Source organism: Pseudomonas sp. G7(2022) (assembly GCF_052660475.1).
Window position 1 is genome coordinate 4,782,988 of record NZ_CP109659.1, and the last position, 23,975, is coordinate 4,806,962.

25 protein-coding genes and 1 pseudogene are annotated in these 23,975 nt (G+C 59.8%); 9 read left to right on the forward strand and 17 right to left on the reverse strand.

Features of this window, described 5'->3' with window-relative positions; translation table 11 throughout:
- Window position 1 precedes the first annotated feature (1 nt).
- Window positions 2–874, reverse strand: coding sequence for a LysR family transcriptional regulator (locus NE357_RS21870; protein ID WP_169431578.1), 873 nt, complete (start codon window positions 872–874; stop codon window positions 2–4).
- Window positions 875–995: 121 nt separating this feature from the next.
- Here NE357_RS21870 and NE357_RS21875 point away from each other — a divergent pair, with 121 nt between their 5' ends.
- The 3 genes from NE357_RS21875 to NE357_RS21885 all read left to right on the forward strand — a co-directional run bounded on the left by NE357_RS21875 (window position 996) and on the right by NE357_RS21885 (window position 3,702).
- Window positions 996–1,436 (forward strand): PACE efflux transporter, encoded by a 441-nt coding sequence (locus NE357_RS21875; RefSeq protein ID WP_169431579.1) that lies wholly within the window; start codon window positions 996–998, stop codon window positions 1,434–1,436.
- 125 nt (window positions 1,437–1,561) lie between these two features.
- A complete protein-coding gene (locus NE357_RS21880; protein ID WP_169431580.1) occupies window positions 1,562–2,983 on the forward strand; it encodes an MFS transporter in 1,422 nt (473 codons plus the stop codon).
- A gap of 152 nt (window positions 2,984–3,135) precedes the next feature.
- Window positions 3,136–3,702, forward strand: a complete 567-nt coding sequence (locus NE357_RS21885; protein WP_169431581.1) for a hypothetical protein — start codon at window positions 3,136–3,138, stop codon at window positions 3,700–3,702.
- 74 nt (window positions 3,703–3,776) lie between these two features.
- On the opposite strand, the gene NE357_RS21890 is transcribed toward NE357_RS21885, so the two are convergent.
- The 6 genes and pseudogenes from NE357_RS21890 to NE357_RS21915 all read right to left on the reverse strand — a co-directional run bounded on the left by NE357_RS21890 (window position 3,777) and on the right by NE357_RS21915 (window position 9,037).
- Window positions 3,777–4,316 (reverse strand): methyl-accepting chemotaxis protein, encoded by a 540-nt coding sequence (locus NE357_RS21890; protein WP_371320920.1) that lies wholly within the window; start codon window positions 4,314–4,316, stop codon window positions 3,777–3,779.
- Window positions 4,317–4,373: 57 nt separating this feature from the next.
- A pseudogene (locus NE357_RS21895) lies at window positions 4,374–5,096 on the reverse strand (PAS domain-containing protein); the annotation flags it as partial.
- 517 nt (window positions 5,097–5,613) lie between these two features.
- Window positions 5,614–6,627, reverse strand: a complete 1,014-nt coding sequence (locus NE357_RS21900; RefSeq protein WP_169431583.1) for an ABC transporter substrate-binding protein — start codon at window positions 6,625–6,627, stop codon at window positions 5,614–5,616.
- A complete protein-coding gene (locus NE357_RS21905) occupies window positions 6,624–7,169 on the reverse strand; it encodes a sigma-70 family RNA polymerase sigma factor (RefSeq protein ID WP_169431584.1) in 546 nt (181 codons plus the stop codon). The genes NE357_RS21900 and NE357_RS21905 overlap by 4 nt, the downstream gene beginning before the upstream one ends.
- Window positions 7,170–7,296: 127 nt before the next feature.
- Window positions 7,297–8,088 carry a phosphate/phosphite/phosphonate ABC transporter substrate-binding protein gene (locus NE357_RS21910; RefSeq protein ID WP_169431585.1) on the reverse strand — a complete coding sequence of 264 codons (792 nt, stop codon included), beginning with the start codon at window positions 8,086–8,088 and terminating at the stop codon, window positions 7,297–7,299.
- A 7-nt stretch (window positions 8,089–8,095) separates the two neighbouring features.
- On the reverse strand, window positions 8,096–9,037 hold the full coding sequence (locus NE357_RS21915; RefSeq protein ID WP_169431586.1) for a fatty acid desaturase: 942 nt from the start codon (window positions 9,035–9,037) through the stop codon (window positions 8,096–8,098).
- Window positions 9,038–9,374: 337 nt separating this feature from the next.
- Between NE357_RS21915 and NE357_RS21920 the strand changes: the two genes are divergently transcribed.
- On the forward strand, window positions 9,375–9,794 hold the full coding sequence (locus NE357_RS21920; RefSeq protein ID WP_169431587.1) for a GNAT family N-acetyltransferase: 420 nt from the start codon (window positions 9,375–9,377) through the stop codon (window positions 9,792–9,794).
- On the opposite strand, the gene def is transcribed toward NE357_RS21920, so the two are convergent.
- The 3 genes from def to NE357_RS21935 form a co-directional block, all read right to left on the reverse strand.
- Window positions 9,795–10,334 carry a peptide deformylase gene (def, locus tag NE357_RS21925; RefSeq protein WP_169431588.1) on the reverse strand — a complete coding sequence of 180 codons (540 nt, stop codon included), beginning with the start codon at window positions 10,332–10,334 and terminating at the stop codon, window positions 9,795–9,797.
- 2 nt (window positions 10,335–10,336) lie between these two features.
- On the reverse strand, window positions 10,337–11,287 hold the full coding sequence (locus NE357_RS21930; protein ID WP_169431589.1) for a YihY/virulence factor BrkB family protein: 951 nt from the start codon (window positions 11,285–11,287) through the stop codon (window positions 10,337–10,339).
- 174 nt (window positions 11,288–11,461) lie between these two features.
- Window positions 11,462–11,653 carry a CsbD family protein gene (locus tag NE357_RS21935; protein ID WP_065259333.1) on the reverse strand — a complete coding sequence of 64 codons (192 nt, stop codon included), beginning with the start codon at window positions 11,651–11,653 and terminating at the stop codon, window positions 11,462–11,464.
- A 198-nt stretch (window positions 11,654–11,851) separates the two neighbouring features.
- Here NE357_RS21935 and NE357_RS21940 point away from each other — a divergent pair, with 198 nt between their 5' ends.
- Complete coding sequence (locus NE357_RS21940) at window positions 11,852–12,229, forward strand: hypothetical protein (protein ID WP_007951149.1); 378 nt, start codon at window positions 11,852–11,854, stop codon at window positions 12,227–12,229.
- A 165-nt stretch (window positions 12,230–12,394) separates the two neighbouring features.
- On the opposite strand, the gene fadD1 is transcribed toward NE357_RS21940, so the two are convergent.
- Window positions 12,395–14,092 (reverse strand): long-chain-fatty-acid--CoA ligase FadD1, encoded by a 1,698-nt coding sequence (gene fadD1, locus NE357_RS21945; protein ID WP_169431590.1) that lies wholly within the window; start codon window positions 14,090–14,092, stop codon window positions 12,395–12,397.
- A 350-nt stretch (window positions 14,093–14,442) separates the two neighbouring features.
- Window positions 14,443–16,131, reverse strand: coding sequence for a long-chain-fatty-acid--CoA ligase FadD2 (fadD2, locus tag NE357_RS21950; protein WP_169431591.1), 1,689 nt, complete (start codon window positions 16,129–16,131; stop codon window positions 14,443–14,445).
- Between the two features lie 247 nt (window positions 16,132–16,378).
- On the opposite strand from fadD2, the gene NE357_RS21955 reads away from it, so the two are divergent.
- Together NE357_RS21955 and NE357_RS21960 are read left to right on the forward strand one after the other, a co-directional pair.
- Window positions 16,379–17,323, forward strand: a complete 945-nt coding sequence (locus NE357_RS21955; protein ID WP_169431592.1) for an alpha/beta hydrolase — start codon at window positions 16,379–16,381, stop codon at window positions 17,321–17,323.
- 43 nt (window positions 17,324–17,366) lie between these two features.
- Window positions 17,367–17,837, forward strand: a complete 471-nt coding sequence (locus NE357_RS21960; RefSeq protein ID WP_003227420.1) for a MaoC family dehydratase — start codon at window positions 17,367–17,369, stop codon at window positions 17,835–17,837.
- A gap of 140 nt (window positions 17,838–17,977) precedes the next feature.
- On the opposite strand, the gene NE357_RS21965 is transcribed toward NE357_RS21960, so the two are convergent.
- Window positions 17,978–18,445 (reverse strand): ferritin-like domain-containing protein, encoded by a 468-nt coding sequence (locus NE357_RS21965; RefSeq protein ID WP_025112834.1) that lies wholly within the window; start codon window positions 18,443–18,445, stop codon window positions 17,978–17,980.
- A 204-nt stretch (window positions 18,446–18,649) separates the two neighbouring features.
- Between NE357_RS21965 and NE357_RS21970 the strand changes: the two genes are divergently transcribed.
- Both NE357_RS21970 and NE357_RS21975 read left to right on the forward strand, forming a co-directional pair.
- Window positions 18,650–18,886 (forward strand): DUF3820 family protein, encoded by a 237-nt coding sequence (locus tag NE357_RS21970; RefSeq protein ID WP_003213031.1) that lies wholly within the window; start codon window positions 18,650–18,652, stop codon window positions 18,884–18,886.
- Window positions 18,887–18,916: 30 nt separating this feature from the next.
- Window positions 18,917–20,098 (forward strand): aminotransferase class V-fold PLP-dependent enzyme, encoded by a 1,182-nt coding sequence (locus NE357_RS21975; protein WP_169431593.1) that lies wholly within the window; start codon window positions 18,917–18,919, stop codon window positions 20,096–20,098.
- On the opposite strand, the gene NE357_RS21980 is transcribed toward NE357_RS21975, so the two are convergent.
- The 4 genes from NE357_RS21980 to zwf all read right to left on the reverse strand — a co-directional run bounded on the left by NE357_RS21980 (window position 20,095) and on the right by zwf (window position 23,844).
- Window positions 20,095–20,811 (reverse strand): intradiol ring-cleavage dioxygenase, encoded by a 717-nt coding sequence (locus tag NE357_RS21980; protein ID WP_169431594.1) that lies wholly within the window; start codon window positions 20,809–20,811, stop codon window positions 20,095–20,097. The genes NE357_RS21975 and NE357_RS21980 overlap by 4 nt on opposite strands.
- A 183-nt stretch (window positions 20,812–20,994) precedes the next feature.
- Window positions 20,995–21,660, reverse strand: a complete 666-nt coding sequence (locus NE357_RS21985; RefSeq protein ID WP_011335602.1) for a bifunctional 4-hydroxy-2-oxoglutarate aldolase/2-dehydro-3-deoxy-phosphogluconate aldolase — start codon at window positions 21,658–21,660, stop codon at window positions 20,995–20,997.
- 17 nt (window positions 21,661–21,677) lie between these two features.
- Complete coding sequence (gene pgl, locus NE357_RS21990) at window positions 21,678–22,391, reverse strand: 6-phosphogluconolactonase (RefSeq protein WP_169431595.1); 714 nt, start codon at window positions 22,389–22,391, stop codon at window positions 21,678–21,680.
- Complete coding sequence (gene zwf, locus NE357_RS21995) at window positions 22,378–23,844, reverse strand: glucose-6-phosphate dehydrogenase (protein WP_169431596.1); 1,467 nt, start codon at window positions 23,842–23,844, stop codon at window positions 22,378–22,380. The genes pgl and zwf overlap by 14 nt, the downstream gene beginning before the upstream one ends.
- Window positions 23,845–23,975 lie beyond the last annotated feature (131 nt).

Sequence of the window (23,975 nt, forward strand, 5' to 3'; positions counted from 1 at the left end):
CTCAACCTCCCAGCAACTCCACCAGAGCCAGCGCGCCCTTCTGCAACGGCTGGCTCTTGAGCCACACCGCGTGCACCGGCAGCACCAGACCGTTTTCGATGTTGCGAAAATTCAGCCGTTTCAAGCGTCCGCTATCGAGCCACGGCTGTACCACCGACAACGGAAAATTGCCCCAGCCCAACCCCGCCTCGACCATTTCCAGCGCCGTTTCCAGGCTGTCGGTGCGCCAGTGGGATTCGGCCACCAGCGGCCGGGTTTCGCTGATCGGCAAGTCGCGACTGCCGACGACGATCTGCCGGACATGCACCAGATCCTCGAGAAACAGGTCCTGCCCCTGCAACAGCGGACTGTCCGCCGCCAGCGTGGCGATCATCCGCTCAGTGCCGACAAACTGAAAACGCTCCAGCACATTCACGCTCAACCCGGCGAACGCCAGGCACACGCTGATCCGGCCACTGTGGAGCATCGCCAGCACATCGTCCTGTGGCGCGGTCAGCACTTCAATGTCGAGCAGCGGATGGCGCTCGCTGATGTCCTTGATCGCCGTCAGCAACCGTCGGCGATCGATATCCGCCGCCACGCCGATCGATAACTTGCTCTCCAGCCCCAACGACAACTGCACCGCGTGCACCTGCAATTGCTTGAGCTGATCGGCGATCAATCGCGCATGGGGAACCAGCGAAAGTGCCATGGCCGTGGGTTGCGGTTCTCGGTGACTGCGATCAAACAGCGAGTAACCGAGTTCCGCCTCCAGATTACCGATGGCCATGCTCACCGCCGACGGGACTTTGCCCAACGCCCTGGCAGCGGCGGAAAACGAGCCGCGCTCGATCACGGCGAGAAACAGCTCGATGCTTTCACTGTTGAAATTCACTTCGCACACCTATCAATAAAACTGAAAGCTACTGACTTTTTCTGTCACTTCCATTGAAGCTATCTTTCGTCGCCTTCGCCAGCCCCACTGGCCACAAGTCGCAAGAAAGAGGCAATTCCCCATGCAAGGCGTCAAACGCAAACTGGTTTATGTGTCGCTCTATGAAGTGATCGGCATGACCTTCTCGGCCCTCGGCCTGGCCCTGTTGTCCGGCACCTCGCCCGGCAGCACCGGCCCGCTGGCGTTGATCATCACCACCATCGCCGTGACCTGGAACTTCATCTACACCTCGTTGTTCGAACGCTGGGAAAGCCGCCAGGCCTCGCGCACCCGCACGGTGAAACGGCGCATTGCCCACGCCGTCGGCTTCCAGCTGACGCTGATCGTGTTCCTGATTCCGCTGATCGCCTGGTGGATGAACATCAGTCTGGTGCAGGCCTTTTTGCTGGATCTGGCGCTGATCGTGTTCATCCCTTGCTACACCTTCGCGTTCAACTGGTTGTTTGACCGGGTGTTCGGCTTGCCAGCGTCTGCGCTGCCGGATCCGCAGCCCGCGACATAAATCGTTAATTGGTAAGCGGATATTGCAAGAAATCGGCGGTTTTCCCTCGCCAACCGTCGATATAAACAATCCTTGATTTCCGATAGCAGGCTAAGCTTTTCCATCAATAAAAAATGGACCAGCCCATGACTGCACACGCCCCCGCCGCGCAACGCGACGGCATCGACCCGATACGCGCCGCCGAGATTTCCGCCCGCATCGACCGCCTCCCGGCAGTCGCCACGATCTGGCGGCTGGTGGCGCTGCTGTCGATCGGTGGTTTCTTCGAACTCTACGACCTGTTCCAGACCGCCTACATCAGCCCCGGCCTGATCCGCGACGGCATTTTCGCCACCGGCAATCAGGGCGTGTTCGGGTTCTCCGATCAGGCTGCGTTCGCCTCGGCGACGTTCCTCGGACTGTTTCTCGGTGCCAGCCTGCTGAGCCCGATGGCGGACCGTTTCGGGCGGCGGGCAATCTTCACCTTCGCGCTGGTCTGGTACACCGTGGCCACAGTTTTGATGGGCGTGCAGAGTTCGGCGCTGGGGATCATCTGCATGCGTTTTCTGGTGGGCATCGGTCTCGGCATCGAACTGGTGACCATCGACGCCTACCTCTCGGAACTGGTGCCCAAGCGCATGCGCAGTTCGGCGTTCGCTTTCGCGTTTTTCGTGCAGTTCCTGTCGGTGCCAGCGGTGGCGTTGATGTCCTGGTGGCTGGTGCCGCAGGCGCCGTTCGGGGTGTCCGGCTGGCGCTGGGTGGTGTTGGCCAGCGCAGTGTTTGCGCTGTTCATCTGGTGGCTGCGCAAACGTCTGCCGGAGTCGCCGCGCTGGCTGGCCCAGCATGGCCGTTTCGATGAGGCGAACCGGATTCTCGACGACATTGAGGCGCGCTGTGAGAAAGATCATCGCCAGCCACTCGACGCACCGGAAGCCGTGGCAGTCGATGTCGAGGGCAAGGGCCGTTTCGCCGATATCTGGCAACCGCCCTATCGCCGCCGCGCGTTGATGCTGATCGTCTTCCACATCTTCCAGGCCATCGGCTTTTTCGGCTTCGGCAACTGGCTGCCGGCGCTGCTTTCCGGTCAGGGTGTCAGCGTCACTCACAGCCTGATGTACGCGTTCATCATCACCCTCGCCTACCCGCTCGGGCCGTTGCTGTTCGTCAAATTCGCCAACCGCTTCGAGAACAAGTGGCAGATCGTCGGCTCGGCCCTCGGCGCCATGAGCTTCGGCACCTTGTTCGCGTTGCAGACCAGCGCCTTCGGCCTGATCTTCTGCGGGGTGATGATCACCTTCTGCAACGCCTGGCTGAGCTTCAGTTATCACTCCTATCAGAGCGAATTGTTCCCCACCAACATCCGCGCCCGGGCCGTGGGGTTCTGCTATTCGTTCAGTCGCTTGTCGACGGTGTTCAGCAGCCTGCTGATCGGTTTGTTCCTCGACCACTTCGGCACGCCGGGCGTGTTGGCGTTCATCGTCGCCAGCATGCTGATCGTGATGCTTACCATCGGCTACTTCGGCCCCCGCACCCGAAACCTCGCACTGGAAAACATCGCCCATCGCTGACGAACAACGGTCATCCTCTGCCGCCTACCGGCAAGGGATGACCGCTTGGCCTGTTCACGCCAGACACAAGCAATTGAAATAGAAGGACTTATTCGAAAGGCACGGTATTTGCTGCCCAGGACTGACAGTCATTACCTACAGGTCCTTTCATCATGTTGGTCAGTGCAAAACAACAGCAAATCATCCACCTGCCCAAGCCGCTGAATGACGATGCAACCGCCACGGCAGCGGCCGGTCTGCAAGGCGGCCTGCACGGCGCGATGCTGCAGACCCTGCAAAACCAGACCCAGGCGCAAACCGCCGAAGCCACCGCCAAAGTGCAGGAATCGGCCACCCAACTGGCGACCCGGCAAGTCAGCGAAGCCACCCGCATCAGCGACAACGTCGACGAAGCATTCGCCAAGACCCGTGTCGCCCTGCAAACCTCCGATACTTCGCCGAGCAAATCCACAGGCTCATCGGCCCTGGACGAGTTCAAGGACTACATGAGCAAAACGCCGGAACAGCGTCTGCGCGACAGTATCCTTCAGGAAATGGGCCTGACCGAGGACGACATCAAAGCCATGCCGCCGGAGAAACAACTGGCCATCGGCAAAGAGATCGCCGAGCGACTGCAGGACAAGATGAAGCTGGCCGAAGCCGAGAAACAGAACAAACAGGACGCCAACTCGGCCAAGATCAGCGACCAGTCGGCAGACAAGTTCCTCGCTTCACTCTGACCCGCATCACGCTGCGCAGCGGCGCAATAAAAAAGGATCCCCACCGGGGATCCTTTTTTTCAGCCGTGAAACCGTCAGTTCAACTGCAAAGTCTCATTGAACTGGCTGATCGCATCCACCACATGCCGCGAACCCTGCTGGATCTCCCGGATTGCGTCGCCCGCCTCGTTCGCCAGTTCCACCCCGAGCCCGGTGCGGCTCAGGCTCGACTGCATGCTCGACACTGCGCTCAGTGACAGCTCATGGTTCTTGCGCACCACATCGACGATCTCCAGGGTCGCCTGACTGGTCCGCGCCGCAAGACTGCGCACCTCGTCCGCCACCACCGCAAAACCACGCCCGTGCTCACCGGCCCGCGCTGCTTCGATGGCCGCGTTGAGCGCCAGCAGGTTGGTCTGGTCGGCAATCCCGCGAATGGTCTGGACGATGGTGCCGATGATGTCCGACTGTTTGCTGACCGCATCGATGCTCAGCGCCGCTTCGTTGAGGTCGCGGGAAATGTCCTGAATGATCTGCACCGTTTGCTGCACGACCTGTGAGCCTTTTTGCGCGCAGGCGTCGTTTTGTACCGAGGTGCTGTGGGCCGATTCCGCGGCGGTCTGCAGCGTGGTCATCTGATGGGTGATGTCGCTGGCGAACTTCACCACTTTGTACAACCGGCCCTTGGCGTCGAACAGCGGGTTGTAAGAAGCTTCGAGGTAAACGGTTTGCCCGGACTTGTTCTTGCGCTCGAAGCGGTGCGAGTGATATTCGCCGCGATTGAGCGAAGCCCAGAACGCTTTGTACTGCGCGGATTCGGCCTCGACCCGGTGACAGAACAGACTGTGGTGATGGCCGACGATTTCGTTGAGCGAGTACTGCATGGTCTTGAGAAAGTTGTCGTTGGCGGTGATTACATTGCCTTGCGGGGTGAACTCGATCACCGCCATCGAACGGCCGATGGCGGCCAGCATGCTTTCTTCTTCCTTTTCCTTGTTCACGCGCGCGGTGATGTCCGCCGCCACTTTGATCACACTTCGGACTTGTTTGTCCGGGCCATACACCGGCATGTAACTGGCTTCCAGCCAGATCTCCCGACCGCTTTTGTTCAAACGCAGGAAAGTGCCGCTGATGGGTTCGCCACGGGCCAGGTCACGCCACAACTTGGCGTATTCCTCGCTGCGGTAAAACGCCTCTTCACAAAAGATCCGGTGATGTTTGCCACGCACTTCTTCGGCGCTGTAACCCATGGTCTTGCAGAAGTTCTCATTGGCATCCAGCACGATGCCCTCGGGGGTGAATTCGATCATTGCCATCGAACGGCTGATCGCCGCCAACTTCGCGTTGGTTTCGGTCAGGGCACAGCTGAAGCGCTCGATTTCCTGCAGGTCAGCCTTGTGATGTAGGTTGAACATGTCTCTATCACCTTCCGCGCGTTCTTTTGATTTGATGAAAGTTCGGGTCTTTCAGAATCCACCACTACGTTCCAGAGAACAGGCACACGCCTTCCTCCACAGGAGGAAGTTGTCAGGTGATAAACGATGATTAATCAAAGAGTCCATGTAGCGACGCTTTAATCAAGACATCCTTCTCTTGATAGCCCGCAGGCGGGCCATTCCTAACGTGTAGAAGAACTTCCATTTAAAAAATTTTCCTTGTCGGTTCAGTGTCCGGTGCCTTGGATTGCGCACTCTGGCAGCTTTGTTCGTGGCTAACCTAATGCCGTCGAGGCGCTTTGGATGACGGTCGACATAGTTAGTTAGGTTTGAGCATAGACAGCGTAAAGCCTTGCGCAAGGCCACTAGTCGGCCAGCACCACGGGGAATAAGGACAAAAAGCGGACAAGAAACGGTTCAGCGGCGGGGGTGTTGGTTGCCATTGCGACCGACTCGCAATGGCAACTTTTGAAACGACACAATTATCGCAAAAGTACTACAGACTCCCGCTGACTTTATTCGCCACATCACCCGGCACCCAAGGCTTCCACACTTGCGGTTGATCACGCAGGAACGCTTCGGCGACCTGGCGTGGCTGCTGACGCTTCTCGCTCATCCCGGCCAGGGTCTGGTTCAGCAGATCGATCGGCAAGTCGACCTTTTCAAAGAATGTCACCAGTTCCGGGTACTGTGCCTTGAACGGCGCCGACACGCCAATTGCCAGGCTCGCCGGCATCGAGCGGGTGCCTTTCGGATGGGGGTTGTTGGCATCGGCCAGGGTTTTCCAGGCGTCGGCGTCGAACGGCGGCTCTTCGAGCTTCACCAGTTTGAAGCGACCGAGCAGCGGCGTCGGCGACCAGTAGTAGAACAGCACCGGTTTGCCGCGCTTGATCGACGACGCCACCTCGGCATCCAGCGCCGCGCCGGAACCGGTGCGGAAGTTGACGTAACTGTCGTTCAGCGCATAGGCCTTGAGCTTCTGGCTGTTGACGATTTCCGAGGTCCAGCCGGTCGGGCTATTGAGGAAACGCCCACGGCTCGGGTCTTCCGGATCCTTGAACACATCCTTGTAGCGCGGCAGGTCGGCCACCGATTTCAGCTCCGGCGCCAGCGGTTTGATCCCGCGCTCGGGGTCGCCCTTGATCACGTATTCCGGCACCCACCAGCCTTCGGTAGCGCCCTTCACCGTGTCGCCAAGGCCGAACACCTTGCCCTCGGCAGCAGCCTTGACCCACGCCGGACTGCGCCCGGCCCACTCCTCGCCGATCACTTGGATGTCGTTTTTCGCCAGCGCCGCTTCCAGACTGACGGTGCTGCCCGGCAGCGTGTCGGTCGAATAGCCATAACCTTTTTCAACGATCAGGCGCAGTACTTCGGTGATGAAGCTGCCGCTTTCCCAGGTGATGTCACCGAAGTGAATCGGCGCGGCTTTTTCCACTGCCACGGCGTGCCCGGCAGTCAGGGTCAGGGCCAGCAGCGAACTGCCGAGCAGGGTTTTGATCGATCTCATGCGGACCTCTTGTTCTGGGAGGAAATCAGGGTTTGGTTGGCGCTGTGGCGGTTGCACAGGGCCTGGGAACGGGTCATGTACAGGCTCACCGAACGCTGGGAGATGCCCAGTTCGGCAGCAATTTGCGGGTAGGTCAGGCCGTCGATGCGGGCCAGCAGAAAGGTCGAGCGCACCTTGCCCGGGAGGCGTTGGAGTGTCCGGTCCAGATGTTTGAGGCTCTGTGACAGGTCGGCGAGTTGTTCGGGAGATGGCGCGTGATCGAGATCCACTTGTTGCAGTTGATTCAGATGCCGACGCTCCAGGTCGCCCCGCCGCCAGCGCTCGTACAGCAGGCGTTGGGCAATGATGGTGAGCAAGGCGCGGGGTTCGCGGATGGCGGTCAGGCCCGGCGCTTCGAGCAGTTGCGCGAAGGTTTCGGCGGCGATGTCTTCGGCGGTGGCCGCATCATTCGATTGCCGACGCAGACGTGTGCACAACCACTGGTAATGGTCGCGAAACAAGGTGTTCACATGATTGCGATGGGATGAGTCGGCGCCGGACATGGGGGCTCCTTGGTCAAGGGTCGCTGAATGTCCGGTCGTCCGGTGGCGCGATCCTAGCAAGGTGCCTTATGCGTTAAAAATACTTAAAAAGAATTCTTATATTCCATTAGTGCATTACAAGAAGCCACTAACGCAAGCGGCCATAACCCAGTTCTTCGGCCTCGCGCTGATAATCCAGCAGAACGAGGTAATCGCTTTCGCTGGCGGGCAGGACATCGGGCAAACCGAGCATGCGGGCCACATCGGGCAAGTCTTGCAGGCTGCGGTTCATGGCCCGGCGCAGGTGTTCGATCTGCTCGTGCGTCGTACTGGCTGCGGTGATGAAGGGCAAGGTCGGGCTGAACGCACTGCGCGCCACCACCCGCAATCCGCCGACCTCTTCAGCGGCGTGCTGCGCCAGGTACGCGAAGGTCACACTGTCGATGGCCGCCAGATCGGCGCGGTCTTCGCGCAACCAGCGCAGGCTTTCCCGATGTCCGCCACTAAGACCCACCGAAGCGAAAAACCGCCCGTCCCGCTGCAACGGCGCCAGGCGCTGGCGCAACAGGTTCATGCCGCTGTTGGAGTCTTCGCTGTTGATCACCCCGCGACTGTCGAAGAACGCCGCCAGACTGCGGCGCGGATCATCGGCGCGGCTGAGGATCAGGCTGCAATGATGACCCGCGCTGGCGTCCGGCAACTCGTAGCGCGGACGGCCGACAATCCTGACCTGGCCACGCAACGCGGTCATCAACGGGTAACCGCAGGTCTGGGTCAACAGCAACTCGGGCGAGCGCCAGAGTTCGAGCAAGGACAAGCCCTCGGCATCGAGCCGCGAACCGCCGAGGTGTTCGAGAAGCCGCGCCAGCCACTGCTCGTTCGCCGCGCGGATCGGCTCGGGGGCGATGTACATCAACAGCTCTGCGTAACCTGACGTCATGGTGGTCTCAAATGAATGGATGCTGCGGACTGTCGATCGGCTTGATGCCGTGCCGGCGCCACAATTGCCCATAACCCTGTACCAGAAATCCGCCGCTGCGTTCGACCCATTGCTCCCGGCGCATGCGATAGGCCTTGGGCAAGTCGTACCACGCCAGCTTCGGCAAATCGTGGTGCACCAGATGGAAATTAAGGTTCAGGAACAGCCAGCGCCATGGCCATCCGGCTTCATTGAGCACTGTGCGCTGCTGCGGTTGTGCGTGGGGCCGATGCTCATAGTAGGAGCGGACCATCGCAATCGACAGCGCCGGGATGCTGATCAGCAGCAGGTAATGCCAGACCGGCAACACGCTGTAGCGGGCAATGAACACCAGCATCAGCACGGTCAAGGCACCGTGGGTCAGCCACATCAACCAGGCCTGCCGTTCGCCGCTTTTGAGGCGTTGCAGTTCTTCACCGGCCAGCGTCAGCAAGGCCAACGGTGCGCCGAGGACGAATCGACCAAGCACAGTCTTGTTCAGCCAGTGCAGGCTGCGTTCGAACAGCGAACTGCCCTGCCAGCGCTGGGCGCTCAGGTAACGGCTTTCGGGATCGACACCGGGGATCGTCAGGTCTTCGTCGCGATGGTGCTGCAAATGGCTGTCGCGATAGAGCGTGTAGGGATACCACACGGCGAATGGCGCGTAGCCGAGGACTTTGTTCACCCAGGTCCAGCGCGTCGGATGGCCATGGAGTAATTCGTGCTGCACCGACAGCCACAGCACCAGCAACGGAATCAGCAGCAGCGTGCTCCACCAGAGACCGAGCCATTCGCTGCCGAGCATCACGCAGAACCAACCGGCATACACGCCAATCAGCAGCAGCCAGGTCGGCCAGTCGGTACGAGCGGTGAAGCGTTGGCGCAGGGCTTCGATCTGTTGGCGATGGGCGTCGTCGAAATAATGGGGCATGGCGTGGCTCGGAACGAAGGTCTGTTCGTTCTGTGCAACACCATCGGGAAATCTTGCAGATTATTTTTGCGGGCTGCTTTCAAGGACAAGACGGGAGCCCGGATCCGGGCTCCCGAAAGGCGTGATCAATGGCCAAAAATGTCGACTTTTTTCGCTCTTTTCTCGTGGCGTTTCTCAATCGCGGTCTTGGCCGGTTTCTTCTTCGCGGCTTTCTTCGAATCCATACCTTTGGACATGATGCGTACTCCACTCAGAGGGGATGTGAGATCAGGTATACACCTATCCCGGCGAGGACGTTGTTTTATAATCCGCGACTTTTGCACCGGCAGTCCGATTCATGACCGACACCCGTTACAGCCAGCTCGACGACCTGTCCTGGCCCTTGATGAACAAGTTCTACCGCCAGCATCAATCGTCGATGAAAGCGGTGCGCGAAGCGCAATTGTGGGTGGCGCGGCAGGAGGAAATCGTGGCGGCGCTGTGCCTGCGGCCGGTGTTCGGCGGGCATTGGCTGACCGGGTTGTTCGTTGATCCGGCCTGCCGCGAACAGGGCATCGCTGCGCAATTGATCGCGGCGGCGGTGAAAGATGTGGAGGCGCCGGTGTGGCTGTTCTGCCATCCGGACCTGCGTGGATTCTACGAGCGGCGCGGCTTCACCTTCGACCCCGCCCTGCCGCAGGCCATGGCCGAACGTTTGAGCCGCTATGCGCGGAGCAAGCCGATGATTGCCATGGAACTGGCGCCGCGCACTGGCTGATCAATCGTCAGCGTCGGGATCGAGATCCGGGAACATCACTTCGGTAAAACCGAACTTGCTGAAATCGGTGATGCGCGACGGGTACAGCCGTCCGATCAGGTGATCGCACTCATGCTGCACCACCCGCGCATGGAATCCCGAGGCCACGCGCACGATCGGCTCGCCCTTGGGATCGAAACCCTCGTAGCGGATCTGTTGATAACGATCCACCGCGCCACGCAGGCCGGGCACTGACAGACAGCCTTCAAAGCCCTCTTCCATCAGCGGGCTCAACGGCGTGATCAGCGGATTGATCAGGATCGTCTGCGGCACGGCTTCGGCGTCCGGGTAACGCTCGCTGTGCTCGAAGCCGAAGATCACCAGTTGCAGGTCGACGCCGATCTGCGGTGCGGCCAGGCCAACACCACCGACGCTTTCCATGGTCTGGAACATGTCGTCGATCAGTTGCCACAATTGCGGGCTGTCGAACATCTCGGCCGGCACCGGCGGGGCAATGCGCAGCAGGCGCTCGTCGCCCATCTTCAGGATTTCACGGATCATGATCAGGCTTCGTCTGTGTTCGGCTTGAGCGAGTGATCGCGCCCGAGACCGGAAACGTGTTGTTTGGGATGTTCATCGAGTTCGCCGGGGACTTTCTCGCCCGAATCCTTGCCCTCGCTGGACATGTGTTCGATCACCGCATTCATCTCCGCGCCGAGCAACAACACGGCAGAGGAAATATAGAAATACAGCAACAGCACGATGATCGCACCGATGCTGCCATACATGGCGTTGTAGTTGGCGAAGGTCTTGACGTAGAACGCGAAACCCAGGGAGGCGATGATCCACACCACCACCGCCAGCACCGAGCCCGGGGTGATGAAGCGGAACTCCTGTTTGACGTCGGGCATCACGTAGTAGATCAAGGCGACGGCCACCATCATCAGGATCACGATCACCGGCCAGCGGGCGATGGTCCACACCGTGACGATGAAATCTTCCAGCCCGACCTGACCGGCAATCCAGCCCATAACCTGAGGCCCCAGCACCATCAGCGCCGCGGCGGCCAGCAGCATGCCGGCGATGCCGACGGTGTAGAAAATCGACAGCGGGAAGCGCTTCCAGATCGGCCGGCCTTCGACCACGTCGTAGGCCGCATTCATCGCGCTCATCATCAGGCGCACACCGGCGGACGCGGTGTACAGGGCGATGACGATACCCACGGAAAGCAGGCCGCCCTTGGACTGTTGCAACTGATCGATCACCGGGTTGACCTGCTCCAGCGCCTGGGGCGGCAACACCAACTCCGATTGCAGACGCAGCCAGGAAAAGAAGTCCGGCAGGTGCAGGAAACCGATCAGGGCAATCAGGAACAGAATGAACGGGAACAGCGAGAACAGCATCTGGTAGGCCAGTGCCGAGGCATAGGTCGACATCTCGTCGTCCATGAACTCGGTGACGGTACGCACGATGACCCGGTGCAGGGGCAGGCCTTTCATGTCGGGGAAAATCATTCGCGTCTCCTTTCGCCGCAAAACAGGTTGAAGTCGTGGCGACTGGGGCCGTTTTCTCTCATCAAAGTAGCCTACTTGGCGACTCTGAAACACTGTGATCCGTGACTGCATGTGAACGACACACAAAAACGGCCATCCTTGGATGGCCGCTTCGGTGTTTCGTTCAAGGCTGGATCAAGCCTTGTCGACGCCTTTCTTGATCGCGTCCTTGGCTTTGCCCACTGCTTGCTGGGCCTCGCCTTTCTTCTCTTGCAATTTGCCTTCGGCTTGCAGCCTGGTGTTGTCGGTAGCTTTACCGACGCCTTGCTTGACGTTGCCGACGGCTTCGTTGGCCATGCCTTTTACTTTATCGCCTGTGCTACTCATGGTGTTTCTCCTTGGTGCATTGAAGGGGAAAAGTCAGTACGTAACGATTGACTGGCCCCGTTTGCGCCAAGTTTCATTTATTTTCAGAACTTCATTTCGTCGCGGCGTGCAGGTTGGGCTTTATGTTTGCGAGCGTAGCCCCGAGAATGCCCACCATAAGGGCGCCAGGCGCCACAGAACCGATCCCGCAGGAATGTTATGAAACTCGATAAAAAGCAGGCCATCGCCCGTCGCAACCAGGAGCTGGGCGGTGCCGTGCTCGGCACCAACAACTGCCACTTCGCCGAACTGAACCGCAACCGTAACATCTGGTGGTTCGATCTGCCGGTGTCGCGCCTGGCCATCGGTCAGTACGAGTGGATTCACCTGTTGATGCACACCCCGGCCACCGACGAACTGCTGCACCTGAAAGTGCCGACCGTGTTTCTGCGCGAAAAGCTCGAAGGCCTGGTGATCCGCAACGAAGGCAAGCGCAAGGCGGCCCTGAGCCTGGAACTGAGTGCCGACAAGGATTCTTACCTGCAGGACATGCGCCCGGCGGGCACCAACGTGAACTTCGCGCCGTTCCGCCAGTAGCAGAAAAAGCTTCGCGAGCAAGCCCGCTCCCACATTCAACCGCGTTCCTCCAATTGGAATACAGGCGAATGTGGGAGCGGGCTTGCTCGCGAAAGCGACCTCACAGTCACTACAAATCTACAACCTGCACCAACAAAAAGCCCCGCATCTGCGGGGCTTTTTGTTTTATGCGGCGCTCTTCGCCTTGATCTTCTTCAGCTCTTCGTCGCGCAGTTCGCGACGCAGGATCTTGCCGACGTTGGTGGTCGGCAGCGCATCGCGGAACTCCACCGAACGTGGCACCTTGTAGCCAGTGACGTTGGCGCGCATGTGCTCCATCACCGTTTCCTTGGTCAGCGTGACGCCTGGCTTGGCGACGATGAAGATCTTGATCGCCTCGCCCGACTTCTCGTCCGGAATACCGATGGCCGCACACTGCAACACGCCCGGCAGGGTCGCCAGCACGTCTTCCAGTTCGTTCGGGTACACGTTGAAACCGGAGACCAGGATCATGTCTTTCTTGCGATCGACGATGCGCATGTAGCCGTCCGGCTGGATCAGCGCGATGTCACCGGTCTTCAGCCAGCCTTCGCTGTCGAGCATCTCGTCGGTGGCTTCCTGACGCTGCCAGTAGCCCTTCATCACTTGCGGGCCCTTGACGCACAGCTCGCCGATTTCGCCCAGCGGCTGCTCGACGCCGGCGTCATTGATGACTTTGCACAGGGTCGACGGCACCGGAATGCCGATGGTGCCGATCTGGATGTTCTGGATCGGGTTGACCGTGGCCACCGGGCTGGTTTCGGTCATGCCGTAACCTTCGCAGATCGGGCAACCGGTGACCGCTTTCCAGCGCTCGGCGGCGGCCAGTTGCAGAGCCATGCCGCCGGACAGGGTGACTTTCAACGCCGAGAAGTCCAGCTTGCGGAAACCTTCGTTGTTGCACAGGGCCACGAACAGCGTGTTGAGGCCGACGAAACCGCTGAACTTCCACTTCGACAGTTCCTTGACCATCGCCGGCAGGTCGCGCGGGTTGCTGATCAGGATGTTGTGGTTGCCGATCAGCATCATCGCCATGCAATGAAAGGTGAACGCATAGATGTGGTACAGCGGCAGCGGGGTGATCAGGATCTCGCAACCTTCATTGAGGTTGGAGCCCATCAGCGCCTTGCACTGCAGCATGTTGGCAACGAGGTTGCGATGGGTGAGCATCGCGCCCTTGGCCACACCGGTGGTGCCGCCAGTGTATTGCAGCACCGCGACATCGCCGCTGTCCGGATTGGCTTCCGCTACAGGCTGGCCCTGGCCCTTGCTCAGCACGTCGTTGAACTTGACGGCTTTGGGCAGGTGGTAGGCCGGAACCATTTTCTTCACGTACTTGATGACGCTGTTGATCAGCAGGCGCTTGAGCGGCGGCAGCAGGTCGGCGACTTCAGTGACGATAACGTGTTTGACCCCGGTTTTCGGCACCACGGCTTCGGCCAGGTGAGCCATGTTCGCCAGGCACACCAACGCCTTGGCGCCGGAATCGTTGAACTGGTGTTCCATTTCCCGCGCGGTGTACAGCGGGTTGGTGTTGACCACGATCAGGCCGGCGCGGATGGCACCGAAAACGGCGACCGGGTACTGCAACACATTGGGCAGTTGCACGGCGATTCGATCACCGGGCTGCAAGTCGGTATGCTGTTGCAGATAAGCGGCAAACGCACCGGACAATTCGTACAGTTCACCGTAGGTGATGGTCTTGCCCAGGTTGCTGAACGCCGGTTTGTCGGCGAAGCGTTGGCAGGATTGCTTCAACACTGCCTGAATATTCGGGTACTCGTCTGGATTGATGTCGGCAGCAATTCCAGCGGGGTACTTATCCTTCCAAAAGTCTTCGATCATGGAAGCCCACTCCTCAGCAACGCGAATTCAGCACCGCATTTGATGCGATTATTATTGGTGTTTGTTTATTGGTGAGTCTGGCTTTTTACAAGGCCGAGAAGTCACAAAGCGCGCCGAGAGTAGCAGCTTTGCCAAGGGTCGACTAGAGCCAAAAGCGGCCCCTACAGTCATTTTCATGACTCAAGAACCACTAGCAGTCATTTTAGAGCAAAAATCCTATAACGCTTTGAAAGTCCCGGTTTTCGGGGCTGGAAACGCGAGCGGGCTCGCTCCCACAGGGTCATCAGTGAACCTCAGGGAGCGAGCCCGCTCCGGGCGGCGATCCGACGATTTCGCTTGGCGCGGTCTGTTTATGCGATATCGCGCAACTCCCGCCGCAGAATTTTCCCGACAGGCGTCATCGGCAACGACTCACGCAGCACGATGTGTTTCGGCACCTTGTACGCGGTGAAATTCTCTTTGCAGTAGGCCTTCAGTTCTTCCAGGCTGACCCCGGTTTCCCGCGCCACCACAAACAACTTCACCGCCTCGCCGGAGCGCTCGTCCGGGACGCCGATCACCGCGCAGTTGGCGACTTTGGGGTGGGCCATCACCACGTCTTCGATCTCGTTCGGGTACACGTTGAAACCCGAGACGATGATCATGTCTTTCTTGCGGTCGACGATGCGCACGAATCCGTCCGGGTCGATCACCGCAATGTCGCCGGACTTGAACCAGCCCTCGGCATCCAGCACTTCGGCGGTGGCCTCGGGTTTGTTCCAGTAGCCCTTCATGATCTGCGGGCCCTTGATGCACAGTTCGCCGCGCTCGCCCAGAGGCTGTTCAGCGCCGTCGTCGTTGATGACTTTCAACAAGGTACCGGGTACCGGCAGGCCGACCGTGCCGATTCGCGACAGCTCACCATACGGGTTGGTGCAGGCCACCGGCGAGGTTTCGGTCAGGCCGTAGCCTTCGGTGATGCGGCAACCGGTGAGCTGCTCCCAGCGCTCGGCGGTGGCCTTGACCAGCGCGGTGCCGCCGGAGTTGGTGAGCTTGAGGGTGGAGAAATCCAGGGTCTTGAAGTCCGGATGGTCCATCAGGGCGACGAACAGGGTGTTGAGCCCCAGCAACGCCGAGAACTTCCAGTTCTTCAGCTCCTTGATGAAGCCGCCGATGTCACGCGGGTTGGTGATCAATACGTTGTGGTTGCCGGACACCATCATGCACATGCAATTCGCGGTGAAGGCATAGATGTGGTAAAGCGGCAGCGGCGCGATCATCACCTCCTGCCCTTCGCGCAACAGCGGCTGGCCGTCGCTGCCGAACTGACCGAGGCAGGCGCGCACCTGTTGCATGTTCGCCACCAGGTTGCCATGGGTCAGCATCGCGCCCTTGGCCAGGCCGGTAGTGCCGCCGGTGTATTGCAGCACGGCGATGTCGTCCAGGCCGACCTTCAGCGACTTGATGCCCAGGCCCCGGCCCATGCGCAACGCGCGCTTGAAGGAAATCGCCTGGGGCAGCGAATACGCCGGGACCATTTTCTTCACTTTGCTGACCACGGTGTTGACCAGCCAGCCCTTGGCGGTGGGCATCAGGTCGCCCATCTTCGCTTCGATGAGATATTGAATGTCGGTGTCCGGCAGCACTTCCTGGACCTTCTGGCCGAACATGTTCAGGTACACCAGCGCCCGGGCACCGGAGTCCTTGAACTGGTGACGCATCTCCCGCGCGGTGTACAGCGGGTTGGTATTGACCACGATCAGCCCGGCACGCAGCGCACCGAACACGGCAATCGGATAATGCAGGACGTTGGGCATCTGCACCGCGATGCGATCCCCCGGCGCCAGATCGGTGTGGGCTTGCAGATAACCGGCGAACGCAGCGCTCTGGCGCTCGAGTTCGGCGTAGGTCAGTGTCACACCCATGTTGCTGAACGCTGGGCGGTCAGCAAATTTCTTGCAGGAACGCTCGAACACCTCGATCACCGACTTGAATTCATTCGCGTCGATATCCAGGGGTACGCCCGCCGGGCGTTTGTCATTCCAGAAATCAGGTTGCATTGTTCTTGTCCTCTTTACCTGAGCCGATCCGGGGCCGCTTCGCTGTCATTTCTTTCCATCCGTGAAAAAGCCGAGAGCAAAAAGCGGGGCTTCACGGACACTAGCAGCTATGGTCAATCAGGCAAATATGAGCGACGTCCTCATTGATCGTGTGAATCTTCCTGCCGTGGCGTGAGCTGATCGGACGCGCTATACAATGCAATCTCTGCAAGCCCCTGCAGCAAAAGCATGCCGCAAAGGAATCGCCATGATCCACGACACTTTCTGGCTGGACGCGAATGACCGCAGCCGCCTCTTCGTCAACCAGTGGCTGCCCAACGCACCGCTCAAAGCGGTGATTCTGCTGGCCCACGGCATGGCCGAGCACAGCGCTCGGTATGCGCGACTGGCAGACTCGTTCTGCGCCGAAGGCTACGGTGTGTACGCGCCCGATCAGCGCGGCCATGGCAAAACAGCCGATCATGGGACGCTCGGACATTTCGCCGACGACGATGGCTGGTGCAAGGTGGTCGGTGATCTGGCGAGCCTCAACCAACACATCGGCCAGCGCCATCCCGGCGTGCCGATCGTGCTGCTCGGGCACAGCATGGGCAGCTATATTGCCCAGGCTTATCTGCTGCATCACAGTGCCAGCCTTCACGGCGCGATTCTCAGCGGCTCGAATTTTCAGCCGGTTGCGCTGTACCGCGCGGCACGGCAGATCGCCCGGTTCGAAAAACTGCGTCAGGGCGCCAAGGGACGCAGCGCGCTGATCGAATGGCTGTCGTTCGGCTCGTTCAACAATAAATTCAAACCGGCGCGCACCCGGTTCGACTGGCTGAGTCGCGACCCGGTCGAAGTCGACAAATATGCCACCGATCCGCTGTGCGGCTTTCGCTGCACCAATCAGTTGTGGATCGACCTGCTCGGCGGGTTGCAGCAAATCAGCAAAGCGTCCAATCTCGCCCAGATCGACCCGGGCCTGCCGTTGCTGGTGATTGGCGGCGAATGTGATCCGGTGAGCGAAGGCAAGCGTCTGACTGATCTGGCCAATGTCTTGCGCTCGGCCGGCAGTCAGAACCTGCAACTGAAGATCTACCCGCAGGCCCGGCACGAATTGTTCAACGAGAGCAACCGCGACGAAGTGACCGCCGATGTGCTGGCCTGGATCGACCAGGCGCTGAGCCATCCCCGTCCGCACCGTAGCGAATAATTTATTTGTGGATTCATTTAGTCAGTCACAGGAATCGATACCGATGACCCAGGTTACCAACATCCCTTACGAAGCCCTCGAAGTGGGCCAGACCGCGAGCTACAGCAAGACTGTCGAGGAACGCGACATTCAGCTGTTTGCCGCGATGTCCGGCGATCACAACCCGGTGCACCTGGACGCCGAGTTCGCCGCCGCCAGCATGTTCAAGGAGCGTATCGCCCACGGCATGTTCAGCGGTGCGCTGATCAGTGCGGCAGTGGCGTGCGAGCTGCCTGGGCCGGGCACCATTTATATCGGCCAGCAGATGAGCTTCCAGAAGCCGGTGAAGATCGGCGACACCCTGACCGTGCGCCTGGAAATCCTCGAGAAACTGCCGAAATTCCGCGTGCGTATTGCTACTCGCGTGTTCAACCAGCGCGATGAGCTGGTAGTGGATGGCGAAGCCGAGATCCTGGCACCGCGCAAACAGCAGACCGTTACGCTGCCAACCTTGCCAGCCATCAGCATCGGCTGATCTTTTCTGCAAAAAAACTCTGCAAAAAAACAAAGTGGGAGCGAGCCTGCTCGCGATAGGGCCAGATCAGTCAACATCACTGTTGAATGTCAGTCCGTCATCGCGAGCAGGCTCGCTCCCACAGTTTTTTTCAGTGAGGCTTACGAGCGTGCGCGAGCCTGGTTACGCAGGGCTTTCACCTGATCGTGATTGCGTTGCACGCCGTGGTACTGACGCTCGACCAGATCACGAATGCCGACCAGATTGTGCTTGTTGATCTTTTCGATCGCTTCACGATAGGCCTTCAGGGCGTGGTCTTCACCGCGCTCGGCTTCGTTGAGCACCGCTTCTTCGTCCTTGCCGGTGAACATTGCTTTGACGTCGACCCAACGACGGTGCAGATCACCGCTGACGCTGGTGGAGGTTTCCGGATCGCCGCCCATTGAACGCACGGTCGCCTGCAATTCGGCGGCAGCGGTAGCGCAGTCGGCGGAGCGTTTCGCAAACAGGGCTTTCAGTTCAGGGTGCTTGATATCTTCGGCACAGGTCTTGAACCCTTCCTGACCGTCCTTGCTGGTTTCGATCAGGTCGTTGAGGACAGAGATGGCTTCTTTATTCATGTCAGTCATTTTTCAATTCCTTGCGTGGGTGAAAGATGCAAGGAGTGTTGCAGTGGTCGTGCCAGCTTTCGCTTAAGAATTTAATTGTTTAATTTCAAAAACTTACAAACAAAACAAAAAACTGTATGCCTGTTATTTGCATGATCTGTCATTTGGCCTGCATGCAGAATGCCTGTATTTTCCAGACTGTTTCGAATCAAGACGATCCCTTTGATGAATCCTGAAAAACTCGAGTTGCTGATCACCCGCGAAATGCCCTTTGGCAAGTACAAGGGCCGGATCATCGCCGACCTGCCCGGCCCGTACCTGAACTGGTTCGCCCGGGAAGGATTTCCCCATGGCGAACTGGGCGGCCTGCTGGCGTTGATGCAGGAAATCGATCACAACGGCCTGTCGGAGCTGCTTGAACCGTTGCGCGCAAAACACGGCAAACCTGCCCCGCGCCACTGAGGCGTCACCCTGATCCGAGTCGAGTCAACCATGCCCGATAACACCCGCCGCGCCCGAGACGAAGCCTTCTGGCAAACCTTCGCCGACCGTTACGACCGCCACCCCGGCCCCATGAACCTGGAAAACGGCTACTTCGGACGCATGTCGCGCACGGTGGTCGAGGAGTACCAGCGCAACGTCGAGCTGATCAACAACAGCAATTCGGTGTACGTGCGCCAGCGTTTCGAACAGCATGACAGCCTCGACATCCGCGCACAGCTGGCCGAGATGATCGGCGTGCGTGCACAAAGCATCGCCTTCACCCACAACGCCACGGCCAGCCTGCAATCGCTGATCCGCAACTACAAACGGCTCGAGCCTGGCGATCAAGTGCTGATCTGCGACCTGGAATACGACACGGTCAAGAGCGCCATGCGCTGGCTGGCACGCCATCGCGGGGTCGAAGTGATCGAGATCGAGCACACTCACCCGGCCAGTTTCGAAAGCCTGCTGGCCACTTACCGCGAAGCCTTCATGCGTCACCCGAAGCTCAAGCTGATGGCGCTGACCCACGTCACCCACCGCACCGGGCTGGTGATGCCGGTACAGGCCATCGCCGCGCTGGCCAGGGAGCATGACGTCGACATCATCCTTGATGGCGCCCATGCCCTCGGCCAGATCGAGTTCGATCTGGAGGCGCTGGGCATCGCCTTCGCCGGGTACAACCTGCACAAATGGATCGGCTCGCCACTGACTCTGGGCTTTCTCTACATTGCCCCGCAGCGTCTGGCCGACATCGACCCGGACATGGGCGAGATGCATTTCCCGCTCAACGACATTCGCTCGCGCACGCCCTACAGCACACCGAACATTCCCGCGCTGATGACCCTGCCGCTGGTATTCGAGGAGCATCGTGCGCTCGGTGGCGCCGCGGCCAAGGGCGCACGGGTGAACTACCTGCGCAACCTGTGGGTCACCGCCGTGCGCAACCTGCCGGGCATCGAGGTCACCACGCCGGACGATCCGCGTCTGTATTGCGGCATCACCTCGATGCGTTTTACCCGACACGACGACCAGCAGGCGATGGCCGAACGCCTGCTCAACGACTACAACCTGTTCACCGTGGTGCGCAATGGCGCGGCCTGCGGGCCGTGCATCCGCATCACGCCGTCGTTGACCACGACGGCGGCGGAGATTCAGTCACTGATTCTGGCGTTGAATGAACTGCGTTAAACCGTGTACTTGTCGAAGTCCTCGGGCTTGATCTGCGACGACACCGCAAAGGTGTCGATGCCGATCGTGAGGTGACCGAAGTAACCGTCCTCGTGAGAGTCGCGGCCAATCGGCCAGACTGTCAGCGTCGAGGCTTCCCCGCCCATCCGGGTGTAGTAGTGATCCTGGCAGTTGTTCAGCGGTGCGGACACCCGCCCGCGATAGGCCCTGGTATTGAGCACCGAGCGTGTCACGACTTCGGGAAAGTACAGCTGCCCGACCCAGGCTACGTTGCGCTCATCCAGGTATTCGCTGCCGGCAACGATGCGCACCGCCACATGGATATGTAACGCACGCCCGGCATAAAACCCCGGATAGATCGTGGTGAAGCGCACCCTGCCCTTGTGATCGCTGAACTGGCCGCCACGCAGGTAGGTGTCATCGTCGGTTCGCGGGATCGAACCGATGTCCTCGACGTCGACTGCCAGATCCGGGTTGATCCGACTCCAGCCCGAGTAAGACCCGCGCGCATTGCAGTGCCAGATATCCACCAAGGCACCGCTGACCGGCTCGGCGGTCATGGCATCGACGATGGTCAGGCGCAGCAGCAACGGCAGGCCCTCGGCCCCTTCGCTGATGTTGCGACGCAACAGTCTGGGATTGCGAAAATAGGGCCCGGCGACTTGCTCGGGAGCCAGTTGATAAACCGCTGGAGCTGAAGGCTGGTTGTCCATGAGGCGTTCTCTCTTCCATAAGATGAACGCAGGTTAACGCCCCACGCGAAGCCAGGTGCGGTAACTATGTATCTCGACATAACGAAGGCGTTTCGGGCAAAAAAAAACGGTGCACCGACCAAGCGCACCGTTAAAGCCGTAGAACACACAACGAAGTGTAAGGTTGCAACTATTTGAAAAACATCAGTCCAGCAGCGCCAACGCCTCGGCGGTGCATTCCTGAATGCGGGCCCAGTCGCCGTTCTTGATCCACTCCGGATCGAGCATCCAGCTACCGCCCACGCACATCACGTTTTTCAGCGCCATGTAGCTCTTGATGTTGGCAGGACCCACGCCGCCGGTCGGGCAGAATTTCACTTCGCCGAACGGGCCGCCGAGGGCCTTGATGGCTGCCACGCCGCCGCTGACTTCAGCCGGGAACAGCTTGAAGCGGCGATAACCCAGGCCATAGCCTTCCATGATGCCGGAGGCATTGCTGATGCCCGGCAGCAGCGGGATCGGGCTTTCGACGCTGGCTTCCAGCAAATCACGGGTGATGCCCGGAGTGACGATGAATTGCGAACCGGCGGCTTCGGCCGCGGCCAGCATGTTGCGGTCGAGCACGGTGCCGGCACCGGTTACCAGTTCCGGGCGCTGTTCGCGCAGGATCTGGATCGCCTTGAGGCCGAACTGCGAACGCAGGGTCACTTCCAGCGCGGTCAGACCGCCGGCAGCCAGGGCGTCAGCCAGCGGCAGCACGTCCTGTTCACGGGCGATGGTGATCACCGGCAGGATCCGCGCCTTGGCGCAGAGGCTGTCGATCAGGGCAACTTTGTCCGCCATGGAAACGGTCGGGGATGGGGTTGTCATAGCGGCTGTTCCTTGGCTCATGGGCACCAGTAAATCTCTAACGTAGGTTGCAGAAACGCGCGAACCGGCATGGCGGCGACGTCGTTGGATGCCAGTGCGGCATTCAGGGTGGTCAGTTTCGACTGACCGGAAATCGACAGAATCTTGTGCTTGGCCGATGCCAGCAGCGCCCGGCTCATGGTCAGACGTTGACGCGGCACGCTCGGCGCCAGCATCGGCCAGCAACGACGGGTGCCATCGGCTTGCAGGGCTTCAGTCAGATTCGGGCTGTCCGGGAACAGCGACGCGGTATGGCCGTCATCGCCCATGCCCAACACCAGCACGTCGATGGGCGGCAACTCGGCGAGCAACCGATCGGCCTGCTCCGCTGCCTGCTCGACGTTGGCCGCCGCGCTGTAAAGGCTGAGGAATTGCGCCTTCGCTGCCGGGCCTTTGAGCAGATACTGCTTGAGCAGTCCGGCGTTGCTGTCGGCATGTTCGACCGGTACCCAACGCTCGTCGGCCAAGGTCACGACGACCTTCGACCAGTCCAGCTCCTGCTTGGCCAGGTGCTGGAAAAACGCCACCGGGCTGCGACCGCCGGACACCACCAGCACGGCGTTGCCGCGCGCAGCCAATGCCTCGCTCAACTGCTTGGCGACATTCAGCGCCAGGCCTTCGGCGAGCAATACCGGGCTCTTGAATTCACGGGCATTCACGCCCTGGGGCAGTTTCACATCAGATATCGCCATACCACGACCTCCCGTCCCGCGTGATCAGTGCAATGGAGCTCATCGGCCCCCACGACCCGGCCGCATACGGCTTGGGCGCGTCACCGGATTTTTTCCACCCGGCGATCAACTGGTCACACCATTTCCACGCGGCTTCGATTTCATCTTTACGGACAAACAGGTTCTGATTGCCGTTCATCACTTCCAGCAACAACCGCTCGTAGGCATCGGGGATTCGAGCGCTGCGCCAGGTGTCGGAAAAATTCAGTTGCAGTGGGCCGCTGCGCAGTTGCATGCCCTTGTCCAGGCCTTGATCCTTGGTCATCACACGCAGGGAAATGCCTTCGTCCGGTTGCAGGCGGATGATCAGTTTGTTGCTGATCTGCAGGCGCTGCTCGGGGGCGAAGATGTAGTGCGACGGTTCCTTGAAGTGGATGACGATCTGCGACAGCTTCTGCGGCATGCGCTTGCCGGTGCGCAGGTAGAACGGCACGCCGGCCCAACGCCAGTTGCGGATGTCGGCACGCAGGGCGACGAAGGTTTCGGTGTCGCTCTGGGCGTTGGAATTCGGCTCTTCGAGGTAGCCCGGCACGGACTTGCCTTCGCTGTGCCCGGCGATGTATTGGCCGCGCACCACTTGCGTGGTCAGACCTTCCGGACTGATCGGCGCCAGGGCCTTGAGCACCTTGACCTTCTCGTCGCGGATGCTGTCGGCGGACAGGTCGGCCGGCGGGTCCATGGCGATAAGGCAGAGCAGTTGCAGCAGGTGGTTCTGGATCATGTCCCGCAACTGACCGGCCTTGTCGAAGTAACCCCAGCGGCCTTCGATACCGACCTTCTCAGCCACGGTGATTTCCACGTGGGAGATGTAGTTCTGGTTCCACTGGGTTTCGAACAGGCTGTTGGCGAAACGCAGGGCGATCAGGTTCTGTACGGTCTCTTTGCCCAGGTAGTGGTCAATGCGATAGGTGCGGTTCTCCGGGAAGAACTGCGCCACAGCGTCGTTGACCTTGCGCGAGGACTCGAGGTCGGAGCCGATCGGTTTTTCCAGCACCACGCGGGTGTTTTCTGCCAGACCAACGTTCGCCAGGTTCTCGCAGATCGCGCCGTACACCGCCGCCGGGGTGGCGAAGTAGGCAATCATGCGTTGCTTTGTGCCCGCAAGATCAGCCAGCGCCACGTAGTCTTCAGCCTTGAGGAAGTCGACGTGCAGGTAGGTCAGGCGCGCCAGAAAGCGCTCGGCCACGGCCTCGTCCAGTTCCTTGCCCACGTAGCGACGCAGTTCGGCGGCAATGAATGCCATGTGCTGCTGGTCGGAGCCCTCTTCACGGGCCAGCGCGATAATACGCGTGTCCTCGTGCAGCAGGCCGGCGCCATCCAGGTGATAAAGGGCAGGAAACAGCTTGCGCAGGGCCAGATCGCCCAAGGCGCCGAACAAGGCGAAGGTGCACGGTTCAACCGTAATCGAAGGCATGATGTTTGTTCTTTTATCAAGTTAAGCTACAAATACCTTTTTTCAAGGCATCACTCAAGGGAAAATGTAGTAATAACCACAACATTTTCGCAAAATACAGATTCCGAGTGGTGGTCGGTCGGAGCCATCAG